At 72.0% G+C, this 22,637-nt stretch carries 18 protein-coding genes and 2 pseudogenes; 7 read left to right on the top strand and 13 right to left on the bottom strand.

The window, feature by feature from the left end; translation table 11 throughout:
• The first annotated feature begins 11 nt into the window (after nt 1-11).
• Nucleotides 12-989, top strand: coding sequence for a site-specific tyrosine recombinase XerD (xerD, locus tag ACQ86G_RS26140; protein WP_431258010.1), 978 nt, complete (start codon nt 12-14; stop codon nt 987-989).
• Nucleotides 990-1,070: 81 nt separating this feature from the next.
• Here the strand turns inward: xerD and ACQ86G_RS26135 are convergent, their stop codons facing one another.
• Entirely contained in the window at nt 1,071-1,532 is a 462-nt protein-coding gene (locus ACQ86G_RS26135; protein WP_431258009.1) for an Lrp/AsnC family transcriptional regulator, read from the bottom strand.
• Nucleotides 1,533-1,708: 176 nt separating this feature from the next.
• On the opposite strand from ACQ86G_RS26135, the gene ACQ86G_RS26130 reads away from it, so the two are divergent.
• Nucleotides 1,709-2,311 (top strand): MarC family protein, encoded by a 603-nt coding sequence (locus ACQ86G_RS26130; protein ID WP_431258008.1) that lies wholly within the window; start codon nt 1,709-1,711, stop codon nt 2,309-2,311.
• Between the two features lie 198 nt (nt 2,312-2,509).
• On the opposite strand, the pseudogene ACQ86G_RS26125 reads toward ACQ86G_RS26130, so the two are convergent.
• Both ACQ86G_RS26125 and ACQ86G_RS26120 read right to left on the bottom strand, forming a co-directional pair.
• A pseudogene (locus ACQ86G_RS26125) lies at nt 2,510-2,818 on the bottom strand (GNAT family N-acetyltransferase); the annotation flags it as partial.
• A 91-nt stretch (nt 2,819-2,909) separates the two neighbouring features.
• Nucleotides 2,910-4,970 (bottom strand): CHASE domain-containing protein, encoded by a 2,061-nt coding sequence (locus ACQ86G_RS26120; RefSeq protein ID WP_431258007.1) that lies wholly within the window; start codon nt 4,968-4,970, stop codon nt 2,910-2,912.
• Between the two features lie 308 nt (nt 4,971-5,278).
• Between ACQ86G_RS26120 and ACQ86G_RS26115 the strand changes: the two genes are divergently transcribed.
• Nucleotides 5,279-5,896, top strand: coding sequence for a GGDEF domain-containing protein (locus ACQ86G_RS26115; protein WP_431258006.1), 618 nt, complete (start codon nt 5,279-5,281; stop codon nt 5,894-5,896).
• 55 nt (nt 5,897-5,951) lie between these two features.
• Here the strand turns inward: ACQ86G_RS26115 and ACQ86G_RS26110 are convergent, their stop codons facing one another.
• The 10 genes and pseudogenes from ACQ86G_RS26110 to mutL form a co-directional block, all read right to left on the bottom strand.
• Nucleotides 5,952-6,968, bottom strand: coding sequence for a lipocalin-like domain-containing protein (locus ACQ86G_RS26110; RefSeq protein ID WP_431258005.1), 1,017 nt, complete (start codon nt 6,966-6,968; stop codon nt 5,952-5,954).
• Between the two features lie 232 nt (nt 6,969-7,200).
• Nucleotides 7,201-9,504: an FtsX-like permease family protein gene (locus ACQ86G_RS26105; RefSeq protein WP_431258004.1), complete on the bottom strand. Its 2,304-nt coding sequence runs from the start codon at nt 9,502-9,504 to the stop codon at nt 7,201-7,203.
• A complete protein-coding gene (locus tag ACQ86G_RS26100) occupies nt 9,495-9,884 on the bottom strand; it encodes a hypothetical protein (protein WP_431258003.1) in 390 nt (129 codons plus the stop codon). Before ACQ86G_RS26100 ends, ACQ86G_RS26105 begins: the two co-directional genes overlap by 10 nt.
• A gap of 46 nt (nt 9,885-9,930) precedes the next feature.
• Nucleotides 9,931-10,494, bottom strand: coding sequence for an ABC transporter ATP-binding protein (locus ACQ86G_RS26095; RefSeq protein WP_431258002.1), 564 nt, complete (start codon nt 10,492-10,494; stop codon nt 9,931-9,933).
• Complete coding sequence (locus ACQ86G_RS26090; protein ID WP_431258001.1) at nt 10,446-10,589, bottom strand: hypothetical protein; 144 nt, start codon at nt 10,587-10,589, stop codon at nt 10,446-10,448. The genes ACQ86G_RS26095 and ACQ86G_RS26090 overlap by 49 nt, the downstream gene beginning before the upstream one ends.
• Before the next feature lie 36 nt (nt 10,590-10,625).
• On the bottom strand, nt 10,626-11,669 hold the full coding sequence (gene miaA, locus ACQ86G_RS26085) for a tRNA (adenosine(37)-N6)-dimethylallyltransferase MiaA (protein WP_431258000.1): 1,044 nt from the start codon (nt 11,667-11,669) through the stop codon (nt 10,626-10,628).
• On the bottom strand, nt 11,666-12,904 hold the full coding sequence (locus ACQ86G_RS26080; RefSeq protein ID WP_431257999.1) for a multidrug effflux MFS transporter: 1,239 nt from the start codon (nt 12,902-12,904) through the stop codon (nt 11,666-11,668). Before ACQ86G_RS26080 ends, miaA begins: the two co-directional genes overlap by 4 nt.
• Nucleotides 12,901-13,680 (bottom strand): pseudouridine synthase, encoded by a 780-nt coding sequence (locus ACQ86G_RS26075; protein WP_431257998.1) that lies wholly within the window; start codon nt 13,678-13,680, stop codon nt 12,901-12,903. Before ACQ86G_RS26075 ends, ACQ86G_RS26080 begins: the two co-directional genes overlap by 4 nt.
• On the bottom strand, nt 13,632-14,651 hold the full coding sequence (locus ACQ86G_RS26070; protein ID WP_431257997.1) for a hypothetical protein: 1,020 nt from the start codon (nt 14,649-14,651) through the stop codon (nt 13,632-13,634). Before ACQ86G_RS26070 ends, ACQ86G_RS26075 begins: the two co-directional genes overlap by 49 nt.
• Before the next feature lie 139 nt (nt 14,652-14,790).
• A pseudogene (gene mutL / locus ACQ86G_RS26065) lies at nt 14,791-16,823 on the bottom strand (DNA mismatch repair endonuclease MutL).
• A 143-nt stretch (nt 16,824-16,966) separates the two neighbouring features.
• Between mutL and ACQ86G_RS26060 the strand changes: the two are divergent.
• The 4 genes from ACQ86G_RS26060 to ACQ86G_RS26045 all read left to right on the top strand — a co-directional run bounded on the left by ACQ86G_RS26060 (nt 16,967) and on the right by ACQ86G_RS26045 (nt 22,552).
• A complete protein-coding gene (locus tag ACQ86G_RS26060; RefSeq protein WP_431257996.1) occupies nt 16,967-17,614 on the top strand; it encodes a DedA family protein in 648 nt (215 codons plus the stop codon).
• Between the two features lie 107 nt (nt 17,615-17,721).
• Complete coding sequence (locus ACQ86G_RS26055; protein WP_431257995.1) at nt 17,722-21,177, top strand: S41 family peptidase; 3,456 nt, start codon at nt 17,722-17,724, stop codon at nt 21,175-21,177.
• A 282-nt stretch (nt 21,178-21,459) separates the two neighbouring features.
• Nucleotides 21,460-21,963: a putative adhesin gene (locus ACQ86G_RS26050; protein ID WP_431257994.1), complete on the top strand. Its 504-nt coding sequence runs from the start codon at nt 21,460-21,462 to the stop codon at nt 21,961-21,963.
• 292 nt (nt 21,964-22,255) lie between these two features.
• Entirely contained in the window at nt 22,256-22,552 is a 297-nt protein-coding gene (locus tag ACQ86G_RS26045; protein WP_431257993.1) for a LuxR C-terminal-related transcriptional regulator, read from the top strand.
• Nucleotides 22,553-22,637: the final 85 nt, after the last annotated feature.

Here is a 22,637-nt window from a genome sequence, read left to right as displayed (position 1 = left end):
TCATGCGCGGCATGCCGTCGCCATTGCCGAAGTTGCCGTCCAGCTCCGAATCTGCCGCTCCTTCCGTCACTCCTTCCGCCGCTCCTTCGGCCGCGCGTGAGCGCAGCGCACGCGCGATCGATGCCTTCATCGAGTCGCTCTGGATCGAGGAAGGCCTGTCCCGCAACACGCAGCTGGCCTACCGGCGCGACCTCCAGCTGCTGGCCGAGTGGGTTGCCGTTGAGCGGGACCGGACGCTCGACCAGGTCGAGGAACTCGACCTGATGGGCTATGCGACCGCGCGTCACGACGGCGGCAAGGCGAGTTCGGCCAACCGGCGGCTCTCGGTCTTCAAGCGCTACTTCCGCTGGGCGCTGCGGGAGCGCCGCATCGAGCGCGATCCCACGCTCAAGCTGATCACCGCCAAGCAGCCGATGCGCGTGCCCAAGACGCTGTCGCAGCTCCAGGTCGAGGCGCTGCTCGACGCGCCCGACGTGGGCACCGCGCAGGGCCTGCGCGATCGCGCGATGCTGGAGCTGATGTACGCCAGCGGCCTGCGCGTGACCGAGCTGGTCACGCTCAAGAGCGTGCACGTGGGCCTGCGCGAGGCCGTGCTGCGCGTGACCGGCAAGGGCGACAAGGAGCGGATGGTGCCGTTCGGCGAGGAGGCGCACGTCTGGCTGATGCGCTACCTGCGGGAAGCGCGCACGCAGCTGCTCAGCGCGCGCAACACCGACGACCTCTTCCTCAGCCGCTTCGGACAGGCGATGACGCGGGAGAGCTTCTGGCGGATCGTCAAGAAGTACGCCGTCATCGCCGGCATCACGAGCCCGATCTCGCCGCACACGCTGCGGCACGCGTTCGCGACGCATCTGCTCAACCATGGCGCGGATCTGCGCGCGGTCCAGCTGCTGCTCGGCCATGCGGACCTGTCGACGACGCAGATCTACACGCACGTGGCGCGGGAGCGCCTCAAGGCCTTGCACGCGGCGCACCATCCGCGCGGGTGAAGCGACGCGGTGCGAGGCCGTGGACTCGTGGTCGTGTTGTGGTCGGGGTCGGGGTCGGGGAGGGCGTCCTGACCGCGCCGGTCACGCCACCGGCAGACCGGCCGGCGGCTTGATCTCCTCCAGGCAGATCATCGACCGCACGTCGGCCACGCCGTCGAGCTGCATCAGCTTGTCGGTGAGGAACTTGGACAGCGCCTGCAGGTCGCGCGCGACGACCTTCAGCAGGTAATCGGAGTCGCCCGACACGGTGTGGCACTCCAGGATCTCGGGGAAGTCGCGGATCAGCGACTCAATCTCCCGCACGCGGACGAAGGCCTGCGCGGTGATGTTCAGGCTGACGTAGGCGGTGACGCTCAGCCCCAGCGCCAGCGGGGCCACGTCGGCGCGGTAACCCCGCAGCACGCCGCGCTCTTCCAGCGCGCGTACGCGGCGGAAGCACTGCGGCGCCGACAGGTGGACCTGCGTCGCCAAGTCGACGTTGGACATCCGGCCGTCGCGCTGCAAGGCCTCCAGGATCCGCAGGTCGATCGCGTCCAGCGCCACCGGTCCCGTCGGCCGGGCAGGGGCGGCTTCTTGTCCGATCTGTCGTTCATCTTGTTCGTCAACGGTGTCTTGGCGAGGAATTGTTGCGATTCTAATGATCCAGATGAACGAAGCGTGCGTGGCGGCGCTCCAACGGCCGGTGCCCGACGGCCCGCCATCGGCGAGAATCCCGCCCCATGGATCACAGTTTCCTCTCCGCCCTCATCCTGCTGCTGCTGGTGCTCGACCCGCTGGGCAGCCTGCCGATCTTCATCCCGATCATGCGGGCGGTGCCGCGCGAGCGCCGGCTGAAGGTCGCGCTGCGCGAGGTCGGCATCGCCTTCTTCGTGCTGCTCGCGTTCATGTTCCTGGGCGAGGGCTTCCTGCGCCTGATGCACCTGTCCGAGCGGTCGCTCGAGGTGGCCGGCGGGGTGATCCTGATCATCATCGCGATCCGGATGATCTTCAGCCACGCCGGCGAATCCGCCTACGGCGTGGAGACCGGCCGCGAGCCGTTCATCTTCCCGCTGGCCGTGCCGCTGCTGGCCGGTCCGTCGGCGATGGCGACGGTGCTGCTGCTGGCCTCGCGCCAGCCCGACCGCGTGGCGGAATGGATAGGCGCGCTGTTCACCGCGATGGTGATCTCGTTCCTCGCGCTGATCCTGGCGGACCGGATCCGCAAGCTGCTCGGCGACTCGGTCGTCTCCGCGATCGAGAAGCTGATGGGCCTGGTGCTGACCGCCATCGCGGTCGAGATGATCCTGTCCGGCCTGAAGCGCTATTTCGTCGGCGGGTTGTGACGACGCGTCAGACGCCGCGGGGGTTGGGGACATCTCTTGCGCCGCCTTGGCGGCGGACGGAGAACGGCGCCACTCGTCCACGGTCATGCCGTAGACCGCGATGTCGGCGTCGTGCCAGCGTTGCGTCTCGCGGTAGCTCATGCCGAGCTTCTTCATGATGTGCGCCGAGCCCTCGTTCTCCGGCTCGCAGACCGCGACGATCTCCGGCGCGTCCAGCGTGTCGAACGCGAAGGCCGCCATCCGGCGCGCCGCCTCCGAGCCGTAGCCCCGGCTCCAGCGGTCGCGGCGCAGGCGCCAGCCGATCTCGTGCGGATTCGTGGTCTCGCCGCGCAGGTGCTGGATGCAGCCGGCGCCGACGATCTCGCCGGTCTCGATCTCGAAGAAGGTCCACCAGCTGAAACCCCAGTCGCCCCAGCGCTTCTTGACCCGGTCGATCATCGCCTGCGTGTCCGCCAGCGTGTCGGGCTTGCCGGTGATGTAGCGCATCACCTCGGGGTCGCGGTTCATCTCGAACAGGCCGTCCAGATGGGCGTCGGTCATCGGCTCGAGGCGGAGCCGAGGGTGGTCAGGATCGTCATCGCCCGACTGTACGACGCGCTCAGCGCGCGTGACTGTGGTCACCTTCGCGCGCGTCGGCGTCCGGCGGGGTCGAAGGCGCGCCCGGGGACGTCGCCGCCGGCTGCCGCAGCGCCGAGAGGTCGAGCTCGTCCGGCGGCTGTGCGCCGTTGAGCCAGCGGATGCGGCAGCGTCCGGCGCGCTTGCACTCGAACATCGTCTGGTCCGCGCGGCTCATCAGGACGTCCGCATCGACGCCGTCGAGCGGGAAATGGGCGACGCCCAGGCTGCTGCCGACCTGCACCGTCGCGCCCGAACTCAGGCGGATCGGTTCGAGGATGGCGCGCAGCAGCCGCTCGCAGACGGGGCGGCTGTCGGCGGGCGAGGGCATTGGCGACAGCAGCACCACGAACTCGTCGCCGCCCAGGCGCGCGGCGGTGTCGGTCGCCCGGATCCCGGTCGTCAGCCGCTGGGCGATGGCCTTCAGCACCTCGTCGCCCGCATCGTGACCGTGGGTGTCATTGACGGCCTTGAAGCCGTCCAGGTCCATGTTGACCACCGCGACCGTGTGCTTCTGACGCTGCGTCGAGGCGATCGCCTGGCGGAGCCGGTCGGCGAGCAGCACGCGGTTGGGCAGGCCGGTGAGCGCGTCGTGGAAGGCCGCGCGTTCCACGCGCGCCTCGTAGGCCTTGCTCTGCGTGATGTCGACCATCATCCAGAGCGTGGTGTCCTCGTCGCGCTCGCCCGGCAGCGCGACGCCGTTCAGGTCGACCCAGACGAGGCTGCCGTCCTTGCGCCGCATCTGCTGTTGGCTGCGGTAGTGTCCGCCGCGGCGCAGCACCGGATAGGCGTTCTGGCCGAGCGCGACGAAGGTGTCCTCGTCGATGTAGAGCTCGCGCACCGGCAGGCCGAGCAGCTCGTCGCGGCCGTAGCCGAACAGCCGTTCCAGCGCGCCGTTCTTCCAGACGATGCGCCGGCCGCGCAGCTTGGCCATGGCGATGACCTCGGTGTCCAGCATCGCCTGCTGGTCCAGCGTCAGGCGGCGCAGGTCCTCGGTCATCGCGTCGGCGAGCGCCTGCGCGCGGGCGCGGCCGGCCGCCAGCAGGTAGGTCGTCGCCGCCAGCAGCGCCGTCAGCAGCAGGCCGATCAGCCCCGGCCCCCAGCCGGCGGCGTCGATGACGGCGCGTTCGTAGGCGGTCGTCAGCGCGGCCTCGACGCGGAAGGCGCGGCCGGAGATCTCGAGCTGGCGCTCGTCCCGGACGACGCGGCTGTCGAAGCCGCTGCGCGCGGTCGGCGGCGCGTCCAGCGGCTGGATGCCGGTGACGGAGTCCAGCAGCAGGTCCTCGGTCGGCGTGTGGTCGTCGACGAGCAGCCGGAAGTCCATCGGCGCGGCGGCCAGGCCTTCCTTGAGGCCGTGCAGGATCTCCTGCGCCACCAGTGGCGCGTAGAGCACGCCCAGCAAGGCCTGGCGCCGTTGCTCCGGTGTCGTCGGGTCGGCGCCGTCGCGGAAGACCGGCACCAGCAGCAGCATGCCGGGCCCGTGGGCGCGGTCCTGCACCAGGGGCACCGGCGCGGACAGCGTCGCCTCGCCGGTGGTGATGGACCGTTCGATGGCGCGGCGGCGGATCGCCTCCGATCCCAGGTCGAAGCCCCAGGCCGGGTAGTTCTGCGACAGCGGCTCGATGTGCGCGACGACGAAGAGATCCGGCGCGGCGTTGCCGAAACCGCGCACCGAGAACTGCGGCGCGCCGTCGGCCCGCTCGGCGGCGATGAACGCGGCGAGATCCTCCCGCATCACGCGCGGGACGAAGCCGAAGCCGCGCACGCCCGGGAACTCGCGCGGCAGGTCGCGCGATTCGACGTAGGCGCGGAACGCGCCGCGGTTCAGCCGGCCGTGCAGCGCGGCGATCGTGCCGCGCGCGCCCTTCAGGCCGTAGACGGGTTGCGTGAAGCGCTGGACGATGTCGTGCTGCAGGCGCTCCATCTGGGCGTCGAGCACGCGGTGGCCTTCGGCGACGACGCGGTTGCGGTTCCACAACATCGCGCTGAGCGTCAGCGCCAGGCCCACCAGCAGCACCAGCAGCGCGGCCACGACGGCGGGCATCGGCAGGTCGTCGGGCGGCGGCGCGACGGTCTCGTGGAAGGTGGAGTCTCGTGGATCCCGCGGATCCTGCGGAGCTGGCTCTGGAGTGACGTGCACGGGCAGGGCGGCCAAGCCGCGGGCGCTGGACACAGCCGTCGACTGTAGAGCAGGCGCGGGCCGCCTGCATGCGTCCTCGCGGCGTGCCCGGATTCGTTACAACTGCCGCGGCACGGCGTCGCGCAAGCGCCTATCCTCCCTCGCTCAAGGGGGCGGCGCGCGGCTTGCTCCTGTGCTGCAATCAATCCTCATCTCCGGCGAAGGTGGGCGGCATGGCTCAAGACTCGGACAGGGGCCCCCGGGCCTGGTGGACATTCCTGCGGCGGCGTTGGCAGGCTCGTCGCGAGCCGCCGGCGCGGATCGCCGCCGCCGACGAGGCGCAGTTGATGGAGGACCTCAAACGCGAGGCCGCCCGCGCGCAGCGACACCGCCACGACGGCGTGCTGATGCTGCTGGAACTCGATCCCTGGGCGCGCCTGCAGCAGCAGCACGGCGACGAATGCATCCTCGCGCTGGACGAGCGCCTCGACCAGCTCGTGCGGCAGCAGCTGCGCGGCGGTGACTGGCTGCTGCCGCTGCCGCGCGGCGTCTGGGCCGCCTACCTGCCGTGCACCGATCCGCTGGGCGCACTGGACGCCGCCGACCGGGTGCGTGCGCGCGTCGCGACACTCGATTACCGCTGGCAGGGCCAGGCCCTGCCCTTGAGCGCGAGCCTGGGCCTGGCCCATTGGCAGGACTGGCGGCGTGAGCCGCAGCAGGGCGCGGACCAGCTGCTGCAGCAGGCCCGCCAGGCGCTGGCGATGGCGCGCGGCGCCGGCTGCAACTGCGTGCGCGCCTATGCGGCGATCCCGTCAGGCCGCAACCGCTACAGCGGGACGCGACCGGCCTAGCGGCGCGTCGAGTCGACCTCGCCGAGCGTGTTCGCCAGGCTGGTCTGGCCCGTCGCTACAGCGGGACCTTGCCTGCGTAGCCCGTCATCTCAAGGTAGCCCCAGCCCAGCGGCCGGCCGGCCTCGTCGCTCACGCGCGCCACGCCCTCCCAGTACGGGAAGCCGGTGCTGCGGCGCGTGTCGATCTCCTGTGCGGCGTACGCGGCCTCGACGAGGAACACGCCGCGCGGCGTGCGGATGCGCCAGCGGACCGGGTAGGTCGCCAGGCTGACGGGGCTCTTCCAGAAGGCCAGCGGCTCGAACTGCACCTGCTGCTCGAAGTCGACCGGCGTGCCGCCCGTCGCCGCGCGCCAGCTGCCGCCGGTCCAGATCACCGTGCCGTCCTGACCCCGCATCCGGAACAGCGTCAGCGACGCGCCGTCGTCGAGGTTCAGCCCCAGCCAGTCCCAGCCGACCGCGCGGTCCGGTGCGGTGTCGGCGCCGCGGCCGAGGTACTGGTTGCTCCACTCGTGATCGAGCCAGGCCCGGGCCCGCAGCTCGCGCACACCGTGTGAGCCGCCGTCGCGCAACGAGAGCCGTCCCGAGCCGGCCAGCTGCGGCTCGCTGACGTAGCGGCTCGCCTGCTGCGCGTCCGGTCCCTTGCGCGACCAGCCCGCACGGCCCTGCAGCAGCGGCGCCTGCGGCGCGTCCAGCGTCAGCTCGAGGGCGAAGCCGGCGGACTCGCTCGCCATCAGCAACGCGTAGCGGCTGCGGCCCCCGGGACCGTCGACGCGACGCAACTGCCAGCCGCCCAGGCGCACGCGGGTGTCGTCGAGCTCGGTGCGCGCGTTCGCGAAGCCGTGGCGCAGCACCTGCTGGTCGTGCAGCAGGCGCTGCCGGCCCAGGTCCGAGATCGCTGCATGGCCCAGCATCACCTGGTCCGGCGCGAAGGCCGATGACAACGGCCGCTTCAGATCGTTCCTGACGCGGAAGAAGGTCAGCTGGAAACCGAAGTCGGGACGGGACCCGGCGGTGGCATTGCCGGCGGGCGCGGCCGTTCCCGATGCCGTTTCCGCGTGCAGCACGCCGGTCACGTACCACCATTCGACGCGCGTCCCGGGGTGCGCGCCGTGGTCGCGCGGGAAATGCAGCGGCGCGGCGGACAGCAGCTCGGAGGCGGGGGCGGCGTCGACGTCCGTGCCGATGCCGGTGTCGGTGCCGTCGCCGCATCGGACGCACGCGTGCGATCCCGGGCGAACACGCAGGGTGTCGCCCCGGCGAGCGCCGCAAGTCCCAGGCCGTTCAGCAGCGGGCGTCGTCCGATCATCACCAATCCTCCCGCACGGCGCGCAAGGCCTCGCCGCGACCGGCGCGCAGCGCGCGGGCGCTGGCCCAGGCGGCGGTCGCGCCGGTGGCGAGCAGGCTGGCCGCCAGCAGCGCCGCGACGCGCCAGCCCGGGATCGACCAGTCCATGCTCCAGTGGAAACTCTGCGGATTGAGCCGGAACACCAGCACCGCGCTGATGGCCAGGCCGACCAGCAGCCCCATGACGGCGCCGGCGAGCGCCTGCAGCAGCGTCTCGGCGAGCACCAGCCGGCGCAGCATCGCGCGCGTCAGGCCCAGGTGCAGCAGCAGGCCGAACTCGCGCCGGCGCGCCAGCAGTTGCGCCGACAGGCTGGCCGCCACGCCGAACAGCCCCAGCCCGAGTCCTACCGCCTGCAGCCAGTAGGTGATCGCGAAGCTGCGGTCGAAGATCGCGAGCGAGAAGCGCCGCAGCTCGCCGGCCGACGCGATCTCCAGCGACTCCGGCGCGCCGGAGGCTTCGCGCAGCGCCTGCTGCACGGCCACCGGATCGGCGTCCGGCGTCAGCCACAGCGCGAGCTCGGTGATCGCGGCGTCGCCGCTGAGGCGCTCCCAATCGCGGCGCTCCATCAGCACCGCGCCGCTCTGGCGGCTGTAGTCGCGCCAGATCGCCTTCACCGCGACCGGCAACTGGCGGCCGTCGAGCCGGAGCATGAAGCGGTCGCCCGGCGCGAGCCGGAGCTCGTCGCGCATCGCCTCGTTGATGTAGACCGGCTGCAGGCGGTCGGGCAGCGTCGCGGCGTCGCCCTGCAAGGGCAGGCGGTGATCGAGCGGCCGCGCCAGCAGCGTCGTGCCGCCCGTCATGCCGCGCACGCGGATCCCGATCGCGCGGGTGCGCTGCGCCGCCACGCGCTCGACACCCGGCAGCGCGGCCGCCGACGCGGCCAGGCCCGGCGGCATCGGCTGGCCCTGCTGGGCGTTGTCGCGGGCGGTCTGGCGCAGGTAGAGGTCGGCGGGCAGCATGTCGCTCAGCCACTGGTCCAGCGACTGGCGGAAGCTCGCGACCATCACCAGCATCGCCACCGCGAGCGCCAGCGCGACCAGCACGCCGGCGATCAGCCGGCCGGCTTCACCGGCCTGGTCGCGGGCACGCTCGACGGCCAGCAGCGGCAGCGCGCGCCGTGCCGCCCAGCCGCGCAGCAGGCCGGTGATCGCGCGCAGCACGAAGGGCACCGTGCCCAGCGCGCCCAGCAGCAGCGCGACCATCGCGGCGTAGGTGCCGAGCGGCAGTGCGAAGACGGACGGCATCCAGGTCAGCGGCAGGGCCGCGGCCAGCAGCGCGGGACCCATCCACCACCAGCGGCCGGCGTCGCCGCCGCTGCCCAGGCCCTTGAGCACCTGCGCGACCGGCAGCCCGCGCAGCCGTGCCAAGGGCAGGGCGGCCGCGCCCAGGCTCACCAGCGGTCCCAGTGCGAGCAGCCCCGCGATCGACGCGGCCGACAGCTGCAGCTCGGGGCGTCCGCCGCTCAGGCCGGTCAGCCCGCTGCCGAGATCGCCGCCCAGCGCATGCAGGCCGAGTTCCGCGAGCGCGATGGCCAGCCCCAGTCCCAGCACCGCGCCGGCGAGGCCGAGCGCCAGCGCTTCCGACACCAGCAGCGCCAGCCGTTGCCGCGCGCTCATGCCGAGCACGCCCAGCAGCGCGAGTTGCGGCAACCGCTGCGCCACCGACAGGCTGTGCACCGCGAAGACCATGAACGCGCCGACGAAGAGCGCCATCAGCGACAGCACGCCGAGGTTGAGGCGGTAGGCGCGCGTGAGGCGGCGCGCCTCGTCGGCCTGCTGGCGGGCCTGGTCCTCGGGCGCCTGGGCCTGGACGCCGGCCGGCCAGTCGGCGGGCACCGCGCGTCCCGGCGCCATGCGCAGCAGGATCGCGTCGAGCTGCCCGGGGCGATGCAGCAGCTGCTGCGCCCAGGCGATGTCGATGATCACCAGCGGCTGCTGGCGGTCCGGCACGCGGCCGACGACGGGAAGCGGGGCCGGCTCGTCCGGCAGATCCACGCGCAGCGTGCGGGGCCAGGTCGGGCGCGGGGCCGGACCCGGCGCAGAGCCCGACGCGGACACCGAAGCAGGAGCCGGCGCGGCGCCTGCCGCCGGCCCGGGCCTGCGAGCGTCCGCGGCGACATCGAAACCCAGCCTGGCCCACGCCGCGTCGCTGACCAGCAGTGCCGGCTCGCGCAGCGCGCGGCCGAGGTCGACGCCGTCCAGCCGGGGGAACCATTGCGGATGGAAGGCGCCGAGCTGCACCAGGTCCAGCCCGATCAGCCGCACGCGCTGCCAGGTGCCGTCACGGCCCTGCAGGCGGATGCTGGCATCGAGCCGGGGGCGAGCGCGGCGATGTCGTCGCGCGCGGCGAGCTCGCCGAAGTAGCGGTCGGACAGCGGCGCGGCACCGGGCGCGGGACTGAGCTCGGTGTCGGCCTGGGCGCTGCTCTGGCGCGCGGCGGACTCGAACTGCGCCAGCGCCGAGGCGTTGATCCAGTGCACCGCGCCGGCCAGCGCCAGCCCCAGCGCGATCGTCAGCAGCGCGGCGAGCTGCCGGCCCCATTGCAGGCGCAGCGCCGGCCACGACAGTTGCCACCACCAGCCCCAGGCGCGGCGCAGGCCGTCCACAGCGGACGTGTTTGCGGGTGTGCTTGCGGGCGCGGTCATCGGGAGGTCATCGCGAGGTCATCGGGGTGGCCGGTCCATCGGGGCCTCATGCCTCGACGAGCTGGCCGTTCTCGAGCCGCAGGCGTCGGTCCGCGTGTTCCGCCGCGTGCGCCGAGTGCGTCACCAGCAGGCAGGCCGCGTTCTGCTCGAGCAGCTGCTGGCGCAGCAGCCGCATGACCTGGTCGGCGTGCGACGGGTCGAGGTTGCCGGTGGGTTCGTCGGCCAGCACCAGCACGGGCCGGTGCACCAGCGCGCGGGCGATCGCCACGCGCTGCAGCTGACCGCCGGACAGCTGCCGCGGCAGGTGCCGCGCCTGCGCGGAGAGGCCGACGGCGTCGAGCATCTCGGCGACACGCTTCGGATCGGGCCTGCCCTGCAGCAGGAGCGGCAGCGCGACGTTGTCGTGGACGTTCAGATGCGGCAGCACGTGGAAGGCCTGGAACACGAAGCCCAGCTGCTCGCGGCGCAGTTGCGCCTGGCCGGATTCGTCCAGCGACAGGATGTCGCGGCCCAGCAGCACGACCTGACCCCGGTCCAGCGGCTCCAGCGCGGCCAGGCCGTTCAGCAGCGTGGACTTGCCGCTGCCGGATTCACCCAGGAGCGCGAGCATCTCCCCCGATGCAGCGTGAGCGACAGGTGCTCGAACAGCGTCTGCGCGCCGTAGCGCTTGGTCAGGCCGGTGGCGGTGAGGAGCGGGACGTCCATCGATGGATTGTGGCGCCTGTCCCGCCGCGATCCCGCTCAGATCGCGTCGAGGTGTGCGATCAGCCGGTCGAGCGCGTCCGGCGCCTCGGCCGGCACGATGCGGCGTGCCGGCATGCTGCGCAGCCAGGTGATCTGCCGCTTGGCGAGCTGCCGCGTCGCCGCGGTGCCGAGCTCCTGCAGCGCGGCGAGGTCGGGCGCGGCCTCGTTCGCGTCGAGCAGCTCCCACGCCTGCCGGTAGCCGACGCAGCGCATCGACGGCAGGCCCGGGTGCAGGTCGCCGCGGGCGCGCAGGTGGCGCACCTCGTCGACGAAGCCTTGTTCCAGCATCAGCGCGAAACGTTGGCCGAGCCGCGCATGCAGCCAGGCGCGGGCTTCGTCCGAGGGCTCGAGCGAGATCAAGGGCCAATCGACGCCCGACGAGCGCTGCCGGCGATAGAGCGCCGACATCGGTTCGCCGCTGAGCAGGCACACCTCCAGCGCGCGCTGGATCCGTTGCGAATCCAGCGGTGCCAGGCGCGCCGCCGTCTCCGGATCGATCGCGGCCAGGCGCGCGTGCATCGCAGGCCAGCCGTCGCGCGCCGCGTCGGCGTCGAGCTGCGCCCGCAGCGCCGGATCGGCCTGGGGCAGCTCGGACAGGCCGTCGAAGAGCGCCTTGAAGTACAGCATCGTCCCGCCCACCAGCAGCGGGCGGGCGCCGCGGGACTGGATCTCCGGCACGAGGCGCGTCGCATCGCGGACGAACTGCGCGGCGGAATAACTCTCCGTCGGTTCGAGGATGTCGATCAGGTGGTGCGGCACCGACGCGAGTTCCTCCGGCGTCGGCTTGGCCGTGCCGATGTCCATGCCGCGGTACACCAGCGCCGAGTCGACGCTGATGATCTCGACCGGCTGGCGGCGCGCGATCGCGAGCGCCGCGGCGGTCTTGCCGCAGCCGGTCGGACCGGCGATGCAGAGCGGTGTCAGGTCGTGCCCCGGGGCGCCGGCGGCGACGCGCGTCGCGGCGGCGGCGGTTCCAGCCGCCGCGTCGATGGCGTCGGACTCGACACCGATGCCGGCGTCGGACGAGTGAAGCTTGTTCATGCGGAACGACGTTGCGGCTGGCCGTGCCGGCGGACCAGCGTCCAGGCGCAGGTGGCGGTGCACAGGCCCAGGACCATCATGGTGGCGGCGAGCGGCGTCACGGTGCCGTCGAGGCTGGCGCTGAGCCAGGCGCCGACGGCGAACGCGACCAGCGCGATCGCGAAGCCCGACAGGGCTGCCGCCGCGCCGGCCTGGCGCGGGAACGGACCGACGGCGCCGGCCTGGCCGCAGGGCTGCAGCACGCCGTGGCCCAGCATGATGCCGACATGCGGGATCATCAGCGCCCATGGCGACGGCGGCAGCACGAAGGCCGCGAGGCCCATGCCCAGCGCGCCCAGCGCGGTGAAGCCGGCGCCGCGCGCGGCGGTGTCGGCGACGCTCAGCGTGCGCAGCCAGCGGCGGCAGATCAGCGTGCCGGTGACGTAGAGCGCGGCGCCGCCGGCGACCAGCGCGCCGTAAGCGTGGTGGCCCAGCCCCAGGACCTCGATGAACACGAAGCTGGAGCCGGCGAGGAACGCGTACAGCGTCGCATAGGCGAGCGCGGTGAGCAGCGCATAGGCGCGGAAGGTCGGGTTCGACAGCACGGTGCGCCAGTTGGCGACGAGGCCCGAGGGACGCAGCGCGGCGGGATCGGGCCGCGCCAGGCTCTCGGGGATGCGCAGCGCGATCATCGCCAGCGTCGCGGCCCCCGCGACGGCCGTGGCCAGGATCGCCCAGCGCCAGCCGAGGCCGGCCGCGAGCACGCCGCCGATCAGCGGCGAGGCCAGCGCGATCACGCCGAGGCCCGACAGCGCCCTGGCCATCATCCGCGCGCCCTCCTGGGGCTCGAACCAGTCGCGCAGCATGGCGCGGGCGACGACGACCGACGCCGCCAGGCCCAGGCCCTGCAGCGCGCGGCAGGCGACGAGGCCTTCGATCGTCGCGGCCAGCGCCGCGCCGATGGCGGCGACGACGTACAACGACAGTCCGCCCAGCAGCACCGGCCGGCGGCCGAAGCGGTCAGCCAGCGGCCCCAGCAGCAGCTGGGAGAGTCCGAAGGCCAGCATCAGCGCGGACAGCGTCAGCTGCGTCGCGCCCATGCCCGCCTGCAGATCGGCGCGCAGGCCGGGCAGGGCGGGCAGGTAGAGGTCGGTGGTGACCGGCTGCAGGCCCAGCAGCATCGCCAGCGCGACGACCTGGAGCGCGGGCGCCGGACGCGCGCCGCGGTCGACGTCCGCCGGCGACGGAACGCTCAAAAGCGCTCCCAGGGCGCGAGGTAGCGCCACTGTCCGGGCGGCAGCTGGCCCAGCGGGATGCGACCGATGCGCACGCGCTTCAGGCCCAGCACCCGCAGGCCGACCAGCTCGCACATCCGGCGGATCTGGCGCTTGCGGCCCTCGCGCAGGACGAAGCGGAGCTGGTCCTCGTTGGCCCAGCTGACCTTGGCCGGCTTCAGCTGCACGCCGTCCAGTTCCAGGCCGTGCATCAGCATCGCGACGGCGCGGGGGTCGAGCGCCTGCTGCGGATGCAGATCCGGATCGCCGTTCTCGACCGCGACGCGGACCAGGTACTCCTTCTCGACGTCGGAGTCCTCGCCGATCAGGTGGCGCGCGATGCGGCCGTCCTGCGTCAGCACCAGCAGGCCGGTGGAATCGATGTCCAGCCGGCCGGCCGGCGCGAGGCCGCGGCCGTGGCCTGGCGCCCAGTGGATCTTGGACGGGTCCTCGCCCCAGTGGGTGTCGGCCTTGACCAGCACCGAGGCGGGCTCGTAGCCGTCCTCGGCCTGGCCGGAGACGTAGCCGATCGGCTTGTGCAGCAGGATGGTCACGCGCTGCGCCTGCTGTTCGCGGGCGGCGGGGTCGACCTCGATCTTCGCGTCCGGGCCGACGCGCTGGCCCAGCGTGGCGAGCTGGCCGTCGACGGTCACCCAGCCGGACTCGATCCACTCGTCGGCTTCGCGACGTGAGGCCAGGCCCAGCTCGCTCATGCGCTTGGACAGGCGCTCGCCGGCATCCTGCTCGGCAAGGCGCACCGGCGCGGGCTGGCGCGGCGCGTCCGGCTGGCGCGGACGGTCGGTGCGCTCGGCGCGTTCCTCGCGTTCGGCGCGGGCATGGACGTCGGACGGATGGCCCGCATCGCGGTCGCCATAGGGCGCGCGGCGGGGGCGGTCGTCGCCGTAGCGGGCACCCGGACCGTTGCCAGGGCCGTTGCCCGGCCCATTGCCGTAGCGCGAGCCTTCGTTGCCGCGGGCATACCGGTCACCGCCGCGATCACCGCCACGGTCATCACGCGGGCGGTCGCCGTAGGAGCGCTCGCCCTGCGGGCGATCACCGTAGCCCTGCGGGCGATCGCCGTAAGACCGGTTGCCTTGGGGGCGATCCCCGTAGGGTCGATCGCCTCGGGGACGGTCGCCTTGAGGCCGGTCGCCATAGGCACGGTCCCGCGGCGGGCGGTCGCCGTAAGGTCGATCCCCCTGCGGGCGGGCCGGGCGGTCGCCGTACCGGTCGTCGCGGCGGGGGCGGTCGCCCTCGAAGCGGGGACGGTCGTCGGAACGCGGGCGGTCGCCGTACGGGCGACGATCTCCGCCGTCAGGGCGGCCGGAGAAGCCGGGGCGATCACCCTGGCCGCGCGACCCCCCGGGCCGCCCCGATCGTCCTGACGCGGTCCCCGATCGGGCCGGTCGCCGTAGCCGCCTTCACGCGGCGGACGGCCGGGACCGCCGCGGCGGTCGTCGCGCCCCTGCGGACCCCGCGCGTCGTGGCCGCGATCGTCGCGGCGCGGATCCCCACGCGGATCCCGACGCGGGTCATGGCGCTGGCGTCCTTCCTCGGCCAGGCGGCGCTGGAACGCGGCCTCGCGTTCGGCGCGGTCGGTCTGGGCCTGTGCCAGCGTCGGGCGCGGCTTGTTGACGCCCTTGCCGCGCAGCGGCGCGCGGCGCGGCCCCTTGTCGTCCGCCGACTTGGCATCGGCCGGTTTGTTCTTGTTGAGCTTGAGCGTGGCCATGTCGGTACTGCTTCTGGTGAATGAGGGGTCGGCGATGCGAACGGGGAGCGGGAGGGCGGGGATGCCGGAAAAGGCGGAACAGCGGAAAGGCGGAAGAGCAGAGGAACGGGACGAGGCCGGCGCCGCGGGGCGCCGGCGCTCAGCGCCCGCGCAGGAACAGCGCGTCGAGGTCGCGCAGGGTCAGTTGACGCCAGGTCGGGCGTCCGTGGTTGCATTGGTCGGCGCGCTCGGTGCGCTCCATGTCGCGCAGCAGCGCGTTCATCTCGTCGATCGTCAACTGGCGATTGGCCCGCACCGCGCCATGGCAGGCCATCGTGGCGAGGATCTCATGCTGCGCGCGCTCGATCGCATGGCTCGCGTCGAACTGTGCCAGCTCGGCCAGCACGCCGCGGGCGAGTTCGACGACGTCGCCGCCGGCCAGCAGCGCCGGACGCTCGCGCACGGCCAGCACCTTGGCGGAGAGGGGGCGATGTCGAGGCCCAGACGCTGCAGCGTCTCGGCCTGTGCCTCGGCGGTGGCGATCTCGCCCGGCGTCGCGGCGAAGGTCACCGGGATCAGCAGCGGCTGCGAGTCGATGCGCCGCTCGCCGAGCGCGGTCTTCAGGCGCTCGTACACGACGCGCTCGTGGGCCGCGTGCATGTCGATGATGATCAGGCCCTGCGCGTTCTCGGCCAGCACGTAGACGCCCTGGATCTGCGCGATCGCGCGGCCCAGCGGCCATTCGCCGGCCTGGCTCGACGGCAGCGGACCGGCAGGGGCGGCGCCCGGCGCCGACAACGCGGAGGCCGATGCCGGCGCGGTCGGCAGGCCACCGCGGGGTGTGGCGGCATAGAGCGCTTCAGCCTGCTCCAGCGCGAGCGCGGTCTGGGCGCGGGTCGGGATCGGCGCGCGCCAGCCCTCGGGACCGGCGAACCGGGCGGAGGGGGCGGCGTAGGCCGCCGGGGGCTCATAGGCGGCCTGGCCGGAAGAGGCGTTGGCCGTCTGGCCATCGGCACCCGACACCCCGCTCATGCCGCTCATGCCGCCTTGCTCCCAGGCCGGCGTGCCGGTCCAGCGCTGACGACCGGACGGGGCGGCGGCCTCGGTCGACGCCGGACCGTCCGCGGCGGGCATGCCGTCCTCGCTGCTGCGCGACAGCGCCAGCGCCGCCACGACGGCGCGGCGCACCTGCTGGTGGATCTCGCGGCCGTCGCGGAAGCGGACCTCGATCTTGGTCGGGTGGACGTTGACGTCGACCAGCTCGGGCTGGACGTCGATGAACAGCACGTAGCTCGGCTGGCGATGGCCGTGCAGCACGTCGTCGAACGCGGAGCGGATCGCGTGGGCGATCAGCTTGTCGCGCACGTAGCGGCCGTTGACGTAGACGTACTGCATGTCGGCGCGGCTGCGGGCGGCCTCGGGCAGGCCGACGCGGCCGTGGATGCGCATCGGGCCGACCTCGGCGAAGACCTCGCGGCTTTGAGCGATGAACTCCTCGTTCAGCACTTCCGCGATCCGCTGCGGCAGCAGGGCGGCGCGCCACTGGTCGACCAGCTTGCCCTCGTGCCAGACGGCGAAGCCGACGTCCGGGCGGGCCAGCGCGTGGCGGCGCAGCGCCTCGAGGCAGTGGGCGAGCTCGGTGCTCTCGCTCTTCAGGAACTTGCGGCGGGCGGGCGTGTTGAAGAACAGCTCGCGCACCTCGACGGAGGTGCCTCTGGCGCGGGCGGCGGGACTGAGCTCGCCGGTGCGGGCCTCCAGGCGCCAGGCGTGGGCGGCGCCGGTGTAGCGGGACACCAGGGCCAGCTCGGCGATCGAGGACACGGCGGCGAGCGCCTCGCCGCGGAAGCCCATCGTGGCGACGGCCTCGAGGTCGTCGAGCGTGCCGATCTTGCTGGTGGCGTGGCGCTTGATGGCCAGCGGCAGCTCGCCGTCGGGGATGCCGTGGCCGTCGTCCTCGACGATCAGGCTGCGGATCCCGCCGGCGATCAGCTTGAGCTGGATCTGGCCGGCGCCGGCGTCCAGCGCGTTGTCGACCAGTTCGCGGACGACGGAGGCCGGGCGCTCGACCACCTCGCCGGCGGCGATCTGGGAAATCAGTTCATCGGGGAGTTCGCGGATCGCGCGCCGGCCCGCCGGGGCGGCGGTGTCGAAAGCGGCCGCGGCAGTCGCCGTCGGGGCGAGGGTGTCGTCCATGGGGCGATTGTAGAAGGTACGGCGATTCCACCCCTGGGCGGGCGGGACCGGCTCTGTTCGGTGGGGCACACAGCATTTCCGGGTCGGACGAGCTGCCGTTTCTTCATCAGCCGATAAGGAAGCGCCCGCCATAATCCGCGCCCATGGATCTGATGCACTTCCTCGTCGACTTCATCCTGCACGTCGACAAGCACCTCGCCGAGTTCGTCACCGCCTACGGGATGTGGGTGTACGCGCTGCTGTTCCTGATCGTGTTCGTCGAGACCGGTCTCGTGGTGATGCCCTTCCTGCCGGGGGACTCGCTGCTGTTCGTCGTCGGCGCGCTGTGCGGGACGGGGATGATGAGCCTGCCGCTGGCGATCGCCGTGCTGCTCGTCGCCGCGATCCTGGGCGACCAGTGCAACTACACGATCGGGCGCTACTTCGGGCCCAAGGTCTTCCAGTGGGAGCAGTCGCGCTTCTTCAACAAGCGTGCCTTCGACGCCGCGCACGAGTTCTACGAGAAGCACGGCGGCGTCACCATCATCCTCGCGCGTTTCATGCCCTTCATCCGCACCTTCGCGCCCTTCGTGGCCGGCGTCGCCGCGATGACCCGCAGCCGCTTCACCGCCTACAACGTCGCCGGCGGCGTGATCTGGGTCGTGGGCCTGACGATGGCGGGCTACCTCTTCGGCAACATCCCCTTCGTGCAGACCCATCTCAGCAAGATCATCTGGGCCATGATCCTGATCCCGGGCCTGATCGCGCTGTACGGCGGATGGCGCGCCTCGCGCGCAAAACCAGCGGTCTGATCGCGGGAAAACACCGACCCGCAGAGCGCGCAAACCCCGGGGTGAGCTTCGTCACGGTGACCTCGCAGGGCTATTCTCGCCCGCTGTTTTCACCGCCGACAACGCCCATGCAACACAGCATCCTCAGCAAGGCCATCACCGTGGCCCTGAGCTTGACCGCCGTCATCGCGGCGGCCCCCACGCGGGCCCAACAGGCCGCGACCGCTTCCGCCACTTCCGCCACCGCTGCTGCTGTTGCTCCGGCGCCCGCCGTGACGATGCTGCTGCGCGATCCCGCCGTGTCCGCGCGTCATCTGGCCTTCGTCTACGGCGGCGACCTGTGGATCGCGAACCGCGACGGCAGCCAGCCGCGCCGGCTGGCCGGCCATGCCGCCGGTGAATTCGCGCCGCGTTTCTCGCCCGACGGCCAGTGGATCGCGTTCTCCGCCGGCTACGACGGCAACACCGATGTCTACGTGATCGCCGCGACCGGCGGTCAGCCCCGCCGCCTGACCTGGCACCCGGCCGCCGACCAGGTGACCGGCTGGAGCCCCGACGGCAGGCGCGTGCTGTTCGCCTCCAACCGCGAGGTGCTGAACACGCGCAGCAAGCAGCTGTTCGAGGTGGCGGTGGAGGGCGGCTTCGAGCAGAAGGTGATGGAGGCCGTCGCCTACGAGGGCGTGTGGTCGCCCGACGGCACGCGGCTGGCCTACCGGCCCAACGGCGCCGCGTATGTCGGCCCGAGCGGCTGGCGCCAGAGCCGCGGCGGCTCCACGCCGCCGATCTGGATTCTCGATCCCAAGGGCAAGACCTGGGAGCAGATCCCGCACGTCAACGGGACCGACAGCAACCCGATCTGGATGGGCGACGAGGTCGTCTTCATCTCCGACCGCAACGACGGCGCGGCCAACCTCTTCGCGTTCAACACCAGGACCAAGGCGCTGCGCCAGCTGACGAAGGAAACCGTCTGGGACGTCCGCAGCGCCGACGGCCGTGACGGCCGCATCGTCTACGAGGCGGGCGGGCAGTTGAAGGAAGTCGGCATCGAGGGCGGCACCTCGCGCATCCTCAGCGTCGCGCTCAACGAGCCGAGCAACGAGGCGCGCGTGCAGTGGAAGGACGCCGCGAAGACCATCACCGGCGCGTCGCTGTCGGCGACCGGCAAGCGTGTCGTGGTCAGCGCGCGCGGCGAGGTCTTCTCCGTGCCGGTGAAGGACGGCGTGGTGCGCAACCTGACGCAGACCTCCGGCGTGCGTGAGAAGGACGCGCTGTGGAGTCCCGACGGCCAGCAGGTCGCCTATGTCTCCGACGAGCCCGGCATGCGCCACCAGGTCGTGATCCGCGACCAGCTCGGCGACCAGGCCGCCAACAAGACCGCGCGCAAGCTGCTGCTGCCGGAGGCCGGCTACTACACGCTGCTGTCGTGGTCGCCCGACGGCGCGCGGCTGGTGCTGCAGGACAACCACCTGAACCTGTACCAGCTGCCGTTGACCGGTGCGCAGTCGGGCAAGCTGGCCAAGATCGACACCAGCGAGCGCCGTGCCGGTTTCGACGTCGGCTTCTCGCCGGACGGCCGCTACCTGGCCTACACGGTGGTCGGCAAGAACTTCTTCAGCCAGATCCGCATCGCCGACTTCCAGACCGGCCAGCAGTACACGGTCACCGACGGCCTGAGCCACGCCGGCCTGCCGGCGTTCTCGACCAAGGGCGACGTGCTGTTCTTCGCCGCGTCGATCAACTCGGGTCCGGCGCAGGTGGGCCTGGACATGTCCACGCAGGAGCGCTCGGTGCGCATGGGCCTGTACGCGGCGGTGCTGCGCGCGGACGGCAAATCGCCGCTCGAGCCCAAGGCCGGCGACGAGGACGGCAAGGACAAGAAGGCGGACGAGGACAAGAAGGACGACAAGGCCGACAAGTCGGACAAGTCGGACAAATCGGAGAAGGCCGACAAGGACACGAAGGACGACAGGAAGTCCGACAAGAAGGACGACGGCAAGGACATCAAGCCCAAGGTCAAGCCGGTGCGCATCGACTTCGCCGGCCTGAAGGACCGCATTGTGGGTCTGCCGGTGGCGACCGCGCGGTATGACGACCTCGCGGTGGCGGACGACGGCGCGCTGTTCTACGTCGAGCGCAAGCAGCCTGGCGTGTCCATCGATGCCGAGGGCGGCAACGGCGGCAAGGGCGACCTGTACCGCTTCGACTTCGAGGAGAAGAAGGCGAAGCTGGTCAAGCCGCAGATCGAGGGCTACAGCCTGAGTCCGGACGGCAAGAAGATCCTGCTGAATCCGGGCGCCGGCCGCCTGGAGATCGCCGATGCCAAGGAGAAGATCGACACCAAGAGCATCGATCTGTCGGGCCTGAAGACCCGCGTCGATCCGCGCGCCGAATGGCGTCAGATCTTCGACGAGACCTGGTGGATGGAGAAGGAGTTCTTCTACGACCCGAAGCTGCACGGCCTCGACTGGAACGGCATCTATCAACGCTACTTGCCGCTGGTGGCGGGCGTTCAGCGCCGCGAGGACCTGAACGACCTGCTCGTCGAGATGATCGGCGAGCTGCAGGTCGGCCACAACCGCGTGGGCGGCGGCGACGTGCATCAGGAGCCGCGTGTCGCGGTGGGCCTGCTGGGCGCGGACTTCGCGTTCGAGAACGGCAAGTACCGCATCAAGACGATCTTCAAGGGCGACCGCTGGGATCCCTACCTGAAGGCGCCGCTGGCGGCACCGGGCCTGGGCGTCAAGGAAGGCGACTACCTGCTGGCGGTCAACGGCCAGCCGGTGGACGGCGCGCACAACCTGTACCAGCAGCTGGAGAACACGGTCGGCAAGCAGGTGCAGCTGACGGTGTCGGCCAACGCGAACGGGCAGGGCGCGCGTCGCGTGACCGTCGAGCCGATCGCGACCGAAGGCCGGCTGCGCCAGTGGGCCTGGATCGACCACAACCGCGAGGAAGTGGATCGCCTGAGCGGCGGCAAGATCGCCTACGTCTACATGCCGGACACGGCGGGCCCGGGCTTCCAGCATTTCAACCGGATGTTCTTCGGCCAGGTGGACAAGGCGGGGCTGATCGTCGACGACCGCCGCAACGGCGGCGGCCAGGCGGCCAACTACGTGACGGAGCTGCTGAACCGCGCCTACCTGGGCAGCTGGAAGGACCGTGACGGCCTGATCTACGACACGCCCGCCGGGGCCATCTACGGCCCGAAGGCGATGCTGATCGACCAGGACGCGGGCTCGGGCGGCGACTTCATGCCCTATGCGTTCAAGCGCACGGGCCTGGGCCCGTTGATCGGCAAGCGGACCTGGGGCGGCCTGATCGGCATCTCGGCGAACCCGAACCTGATCGACGGCGGTTTCCTCGTGGTGCCGTTCTTCCGCTTCTTCACGCCGGAAGGCGAGTGGCGCATCGAGAACGAAGGCGTCGCGCCGGACATCGACGTGGACCTGGATCCGGTGGCGGTCAACGCCGGCCGCGATGTGCAGCTGGAAGCGGGCGTGGCGAGTGTCCTCGAACGCCTCAAGACCTGGAAGCCGATCCAGCGCACGACGGCGCCCGCCATGCCGACGCAGGTCGGCAGGTAAGGCCGCTCGCGCAGGTGCGAAGGAACGGGGCCGCGGCCCCGTTCCTCCTGGGCGCGCGGCGCCGTCCGCCGTCGGCGTGACCCCGCAAGTCCTGACCCCGCGAGCCGCCGCGCGGCGCCGTCAATACGTAAGCCATGCCATAGACGCTCCCGCGCCCCCTCCCTAAGCTGAGACCCGACTGATCCCGGTTTTCCCGCGTTGTCATCGCGGTTCCCGGCGATCGGTCGACGGTCCGGACCCCCGATTCGCGGTGGTCCCCAACAGCAACAGCGGAGGTTCATCATGGCGCTCACAGCCACCAAAGACGACATCATCCTTCTCGGCCACGGCGGATACACCGGCGGCGTGGACAACATCACCCTGCCCGCGGGCCTGGACCTGTACGTCCTGGGCCCCGTCGGTGCCGTGCTCACGGTCGCCGCGGCCAAGCTGCTGATCGACGCCAAGGACATCAAGACCTTGAACCTGACCACCGGCGGCAAGCAGAGCGTGCTGATGCCCGGCGGCGGCTTTCCCCACGCCTACAAGGGCGGCCAGGGCGCACCCAACCTGCACCTGTTCTCGCTCGGCGCGGCGACGGATCCGATCCGCGTGAAGCTGCTGACCGGCAACGTCCTGACCCCGGTGCTGGTCACCAAGGAAACGACGCTGGCCGAACTGGTCAAGCTGCCGGCGGTGGCGTCCAAGGCCGCCGCCGCGGCCAAGGCCGGCAAGTCGGTGCGCGTATTCTGGGCCGCCTGCGCCACGCAGGGCGGCACCGAATCGGTGATCTCGGCCACGAGCTGAGGCGGCGTTCCGGGCGAGCGGACCGCGCGACGCGGCCCGCCCGCCCGGCGACCGAGTCCGCGCGCCCCGCGCCGCGGTCATCACCCAGTCAGGGAGAACCACATCATGAAGCCAGGCGTCCACACGCCCCTGGGCCGTCCGTTCGACGACGACGAGCCCGCCCCGCTCACGCCCGCCGAGGAGCGGATCGAGTCCCTCATGCGCGAGGGCCGCAACTACCGGCACATCGCCGAGGAACTGAGCATCAGCCTCGGCACTGCGCGGCGACACGGCAGCAACCTTTTAAAAAGGCTTGAGGACGACGACCGTCCTGGCCTGCGTGAGCCTCGAGGAGGCCAACATCCGAAGCGTCATCGCTCACCTGCCCGCGGGAGGACTCCTGACGGCCGGTGAGATGCAGGTGCTGGCGCAGGTCTGCGGCGGCTACAGCGCCAAGCAGATCGCCCGCGTGCGCGGCACCAGCGCGCGCACGGTCGAGAAGCAGAAGCAGACCGCCATGGCCAAGCTGCGCCTGCGCAGCGTCCTGGAGCTGGCGGCCGCGGTCGGCCGCGGCGACAGCGCGTGCTGGCGCTGCGATCACCGCGGCTGACACCCGCGGCTGACACCCGCAGCTGACACCCGCAGCTGACAACGGCCTCGACCGACGACAAGGGCCGGCCCGGATCGCTCCGGGC

Source organism: Roseateles chitinivorans (assembly GCF_050632145.1).
GTDB lineage: Bacteria > Pseudomonadota > Gammaproteobacteria > Burkholderiales > Burkholderiaceae_C > Roseateles > Roseateles chitinivorans_B.
The sequence above is the reverse complement of the archived record's forward strand: the minus strand, read 5'-3'. Positions and strand labels throughout refer to the sequence as shown.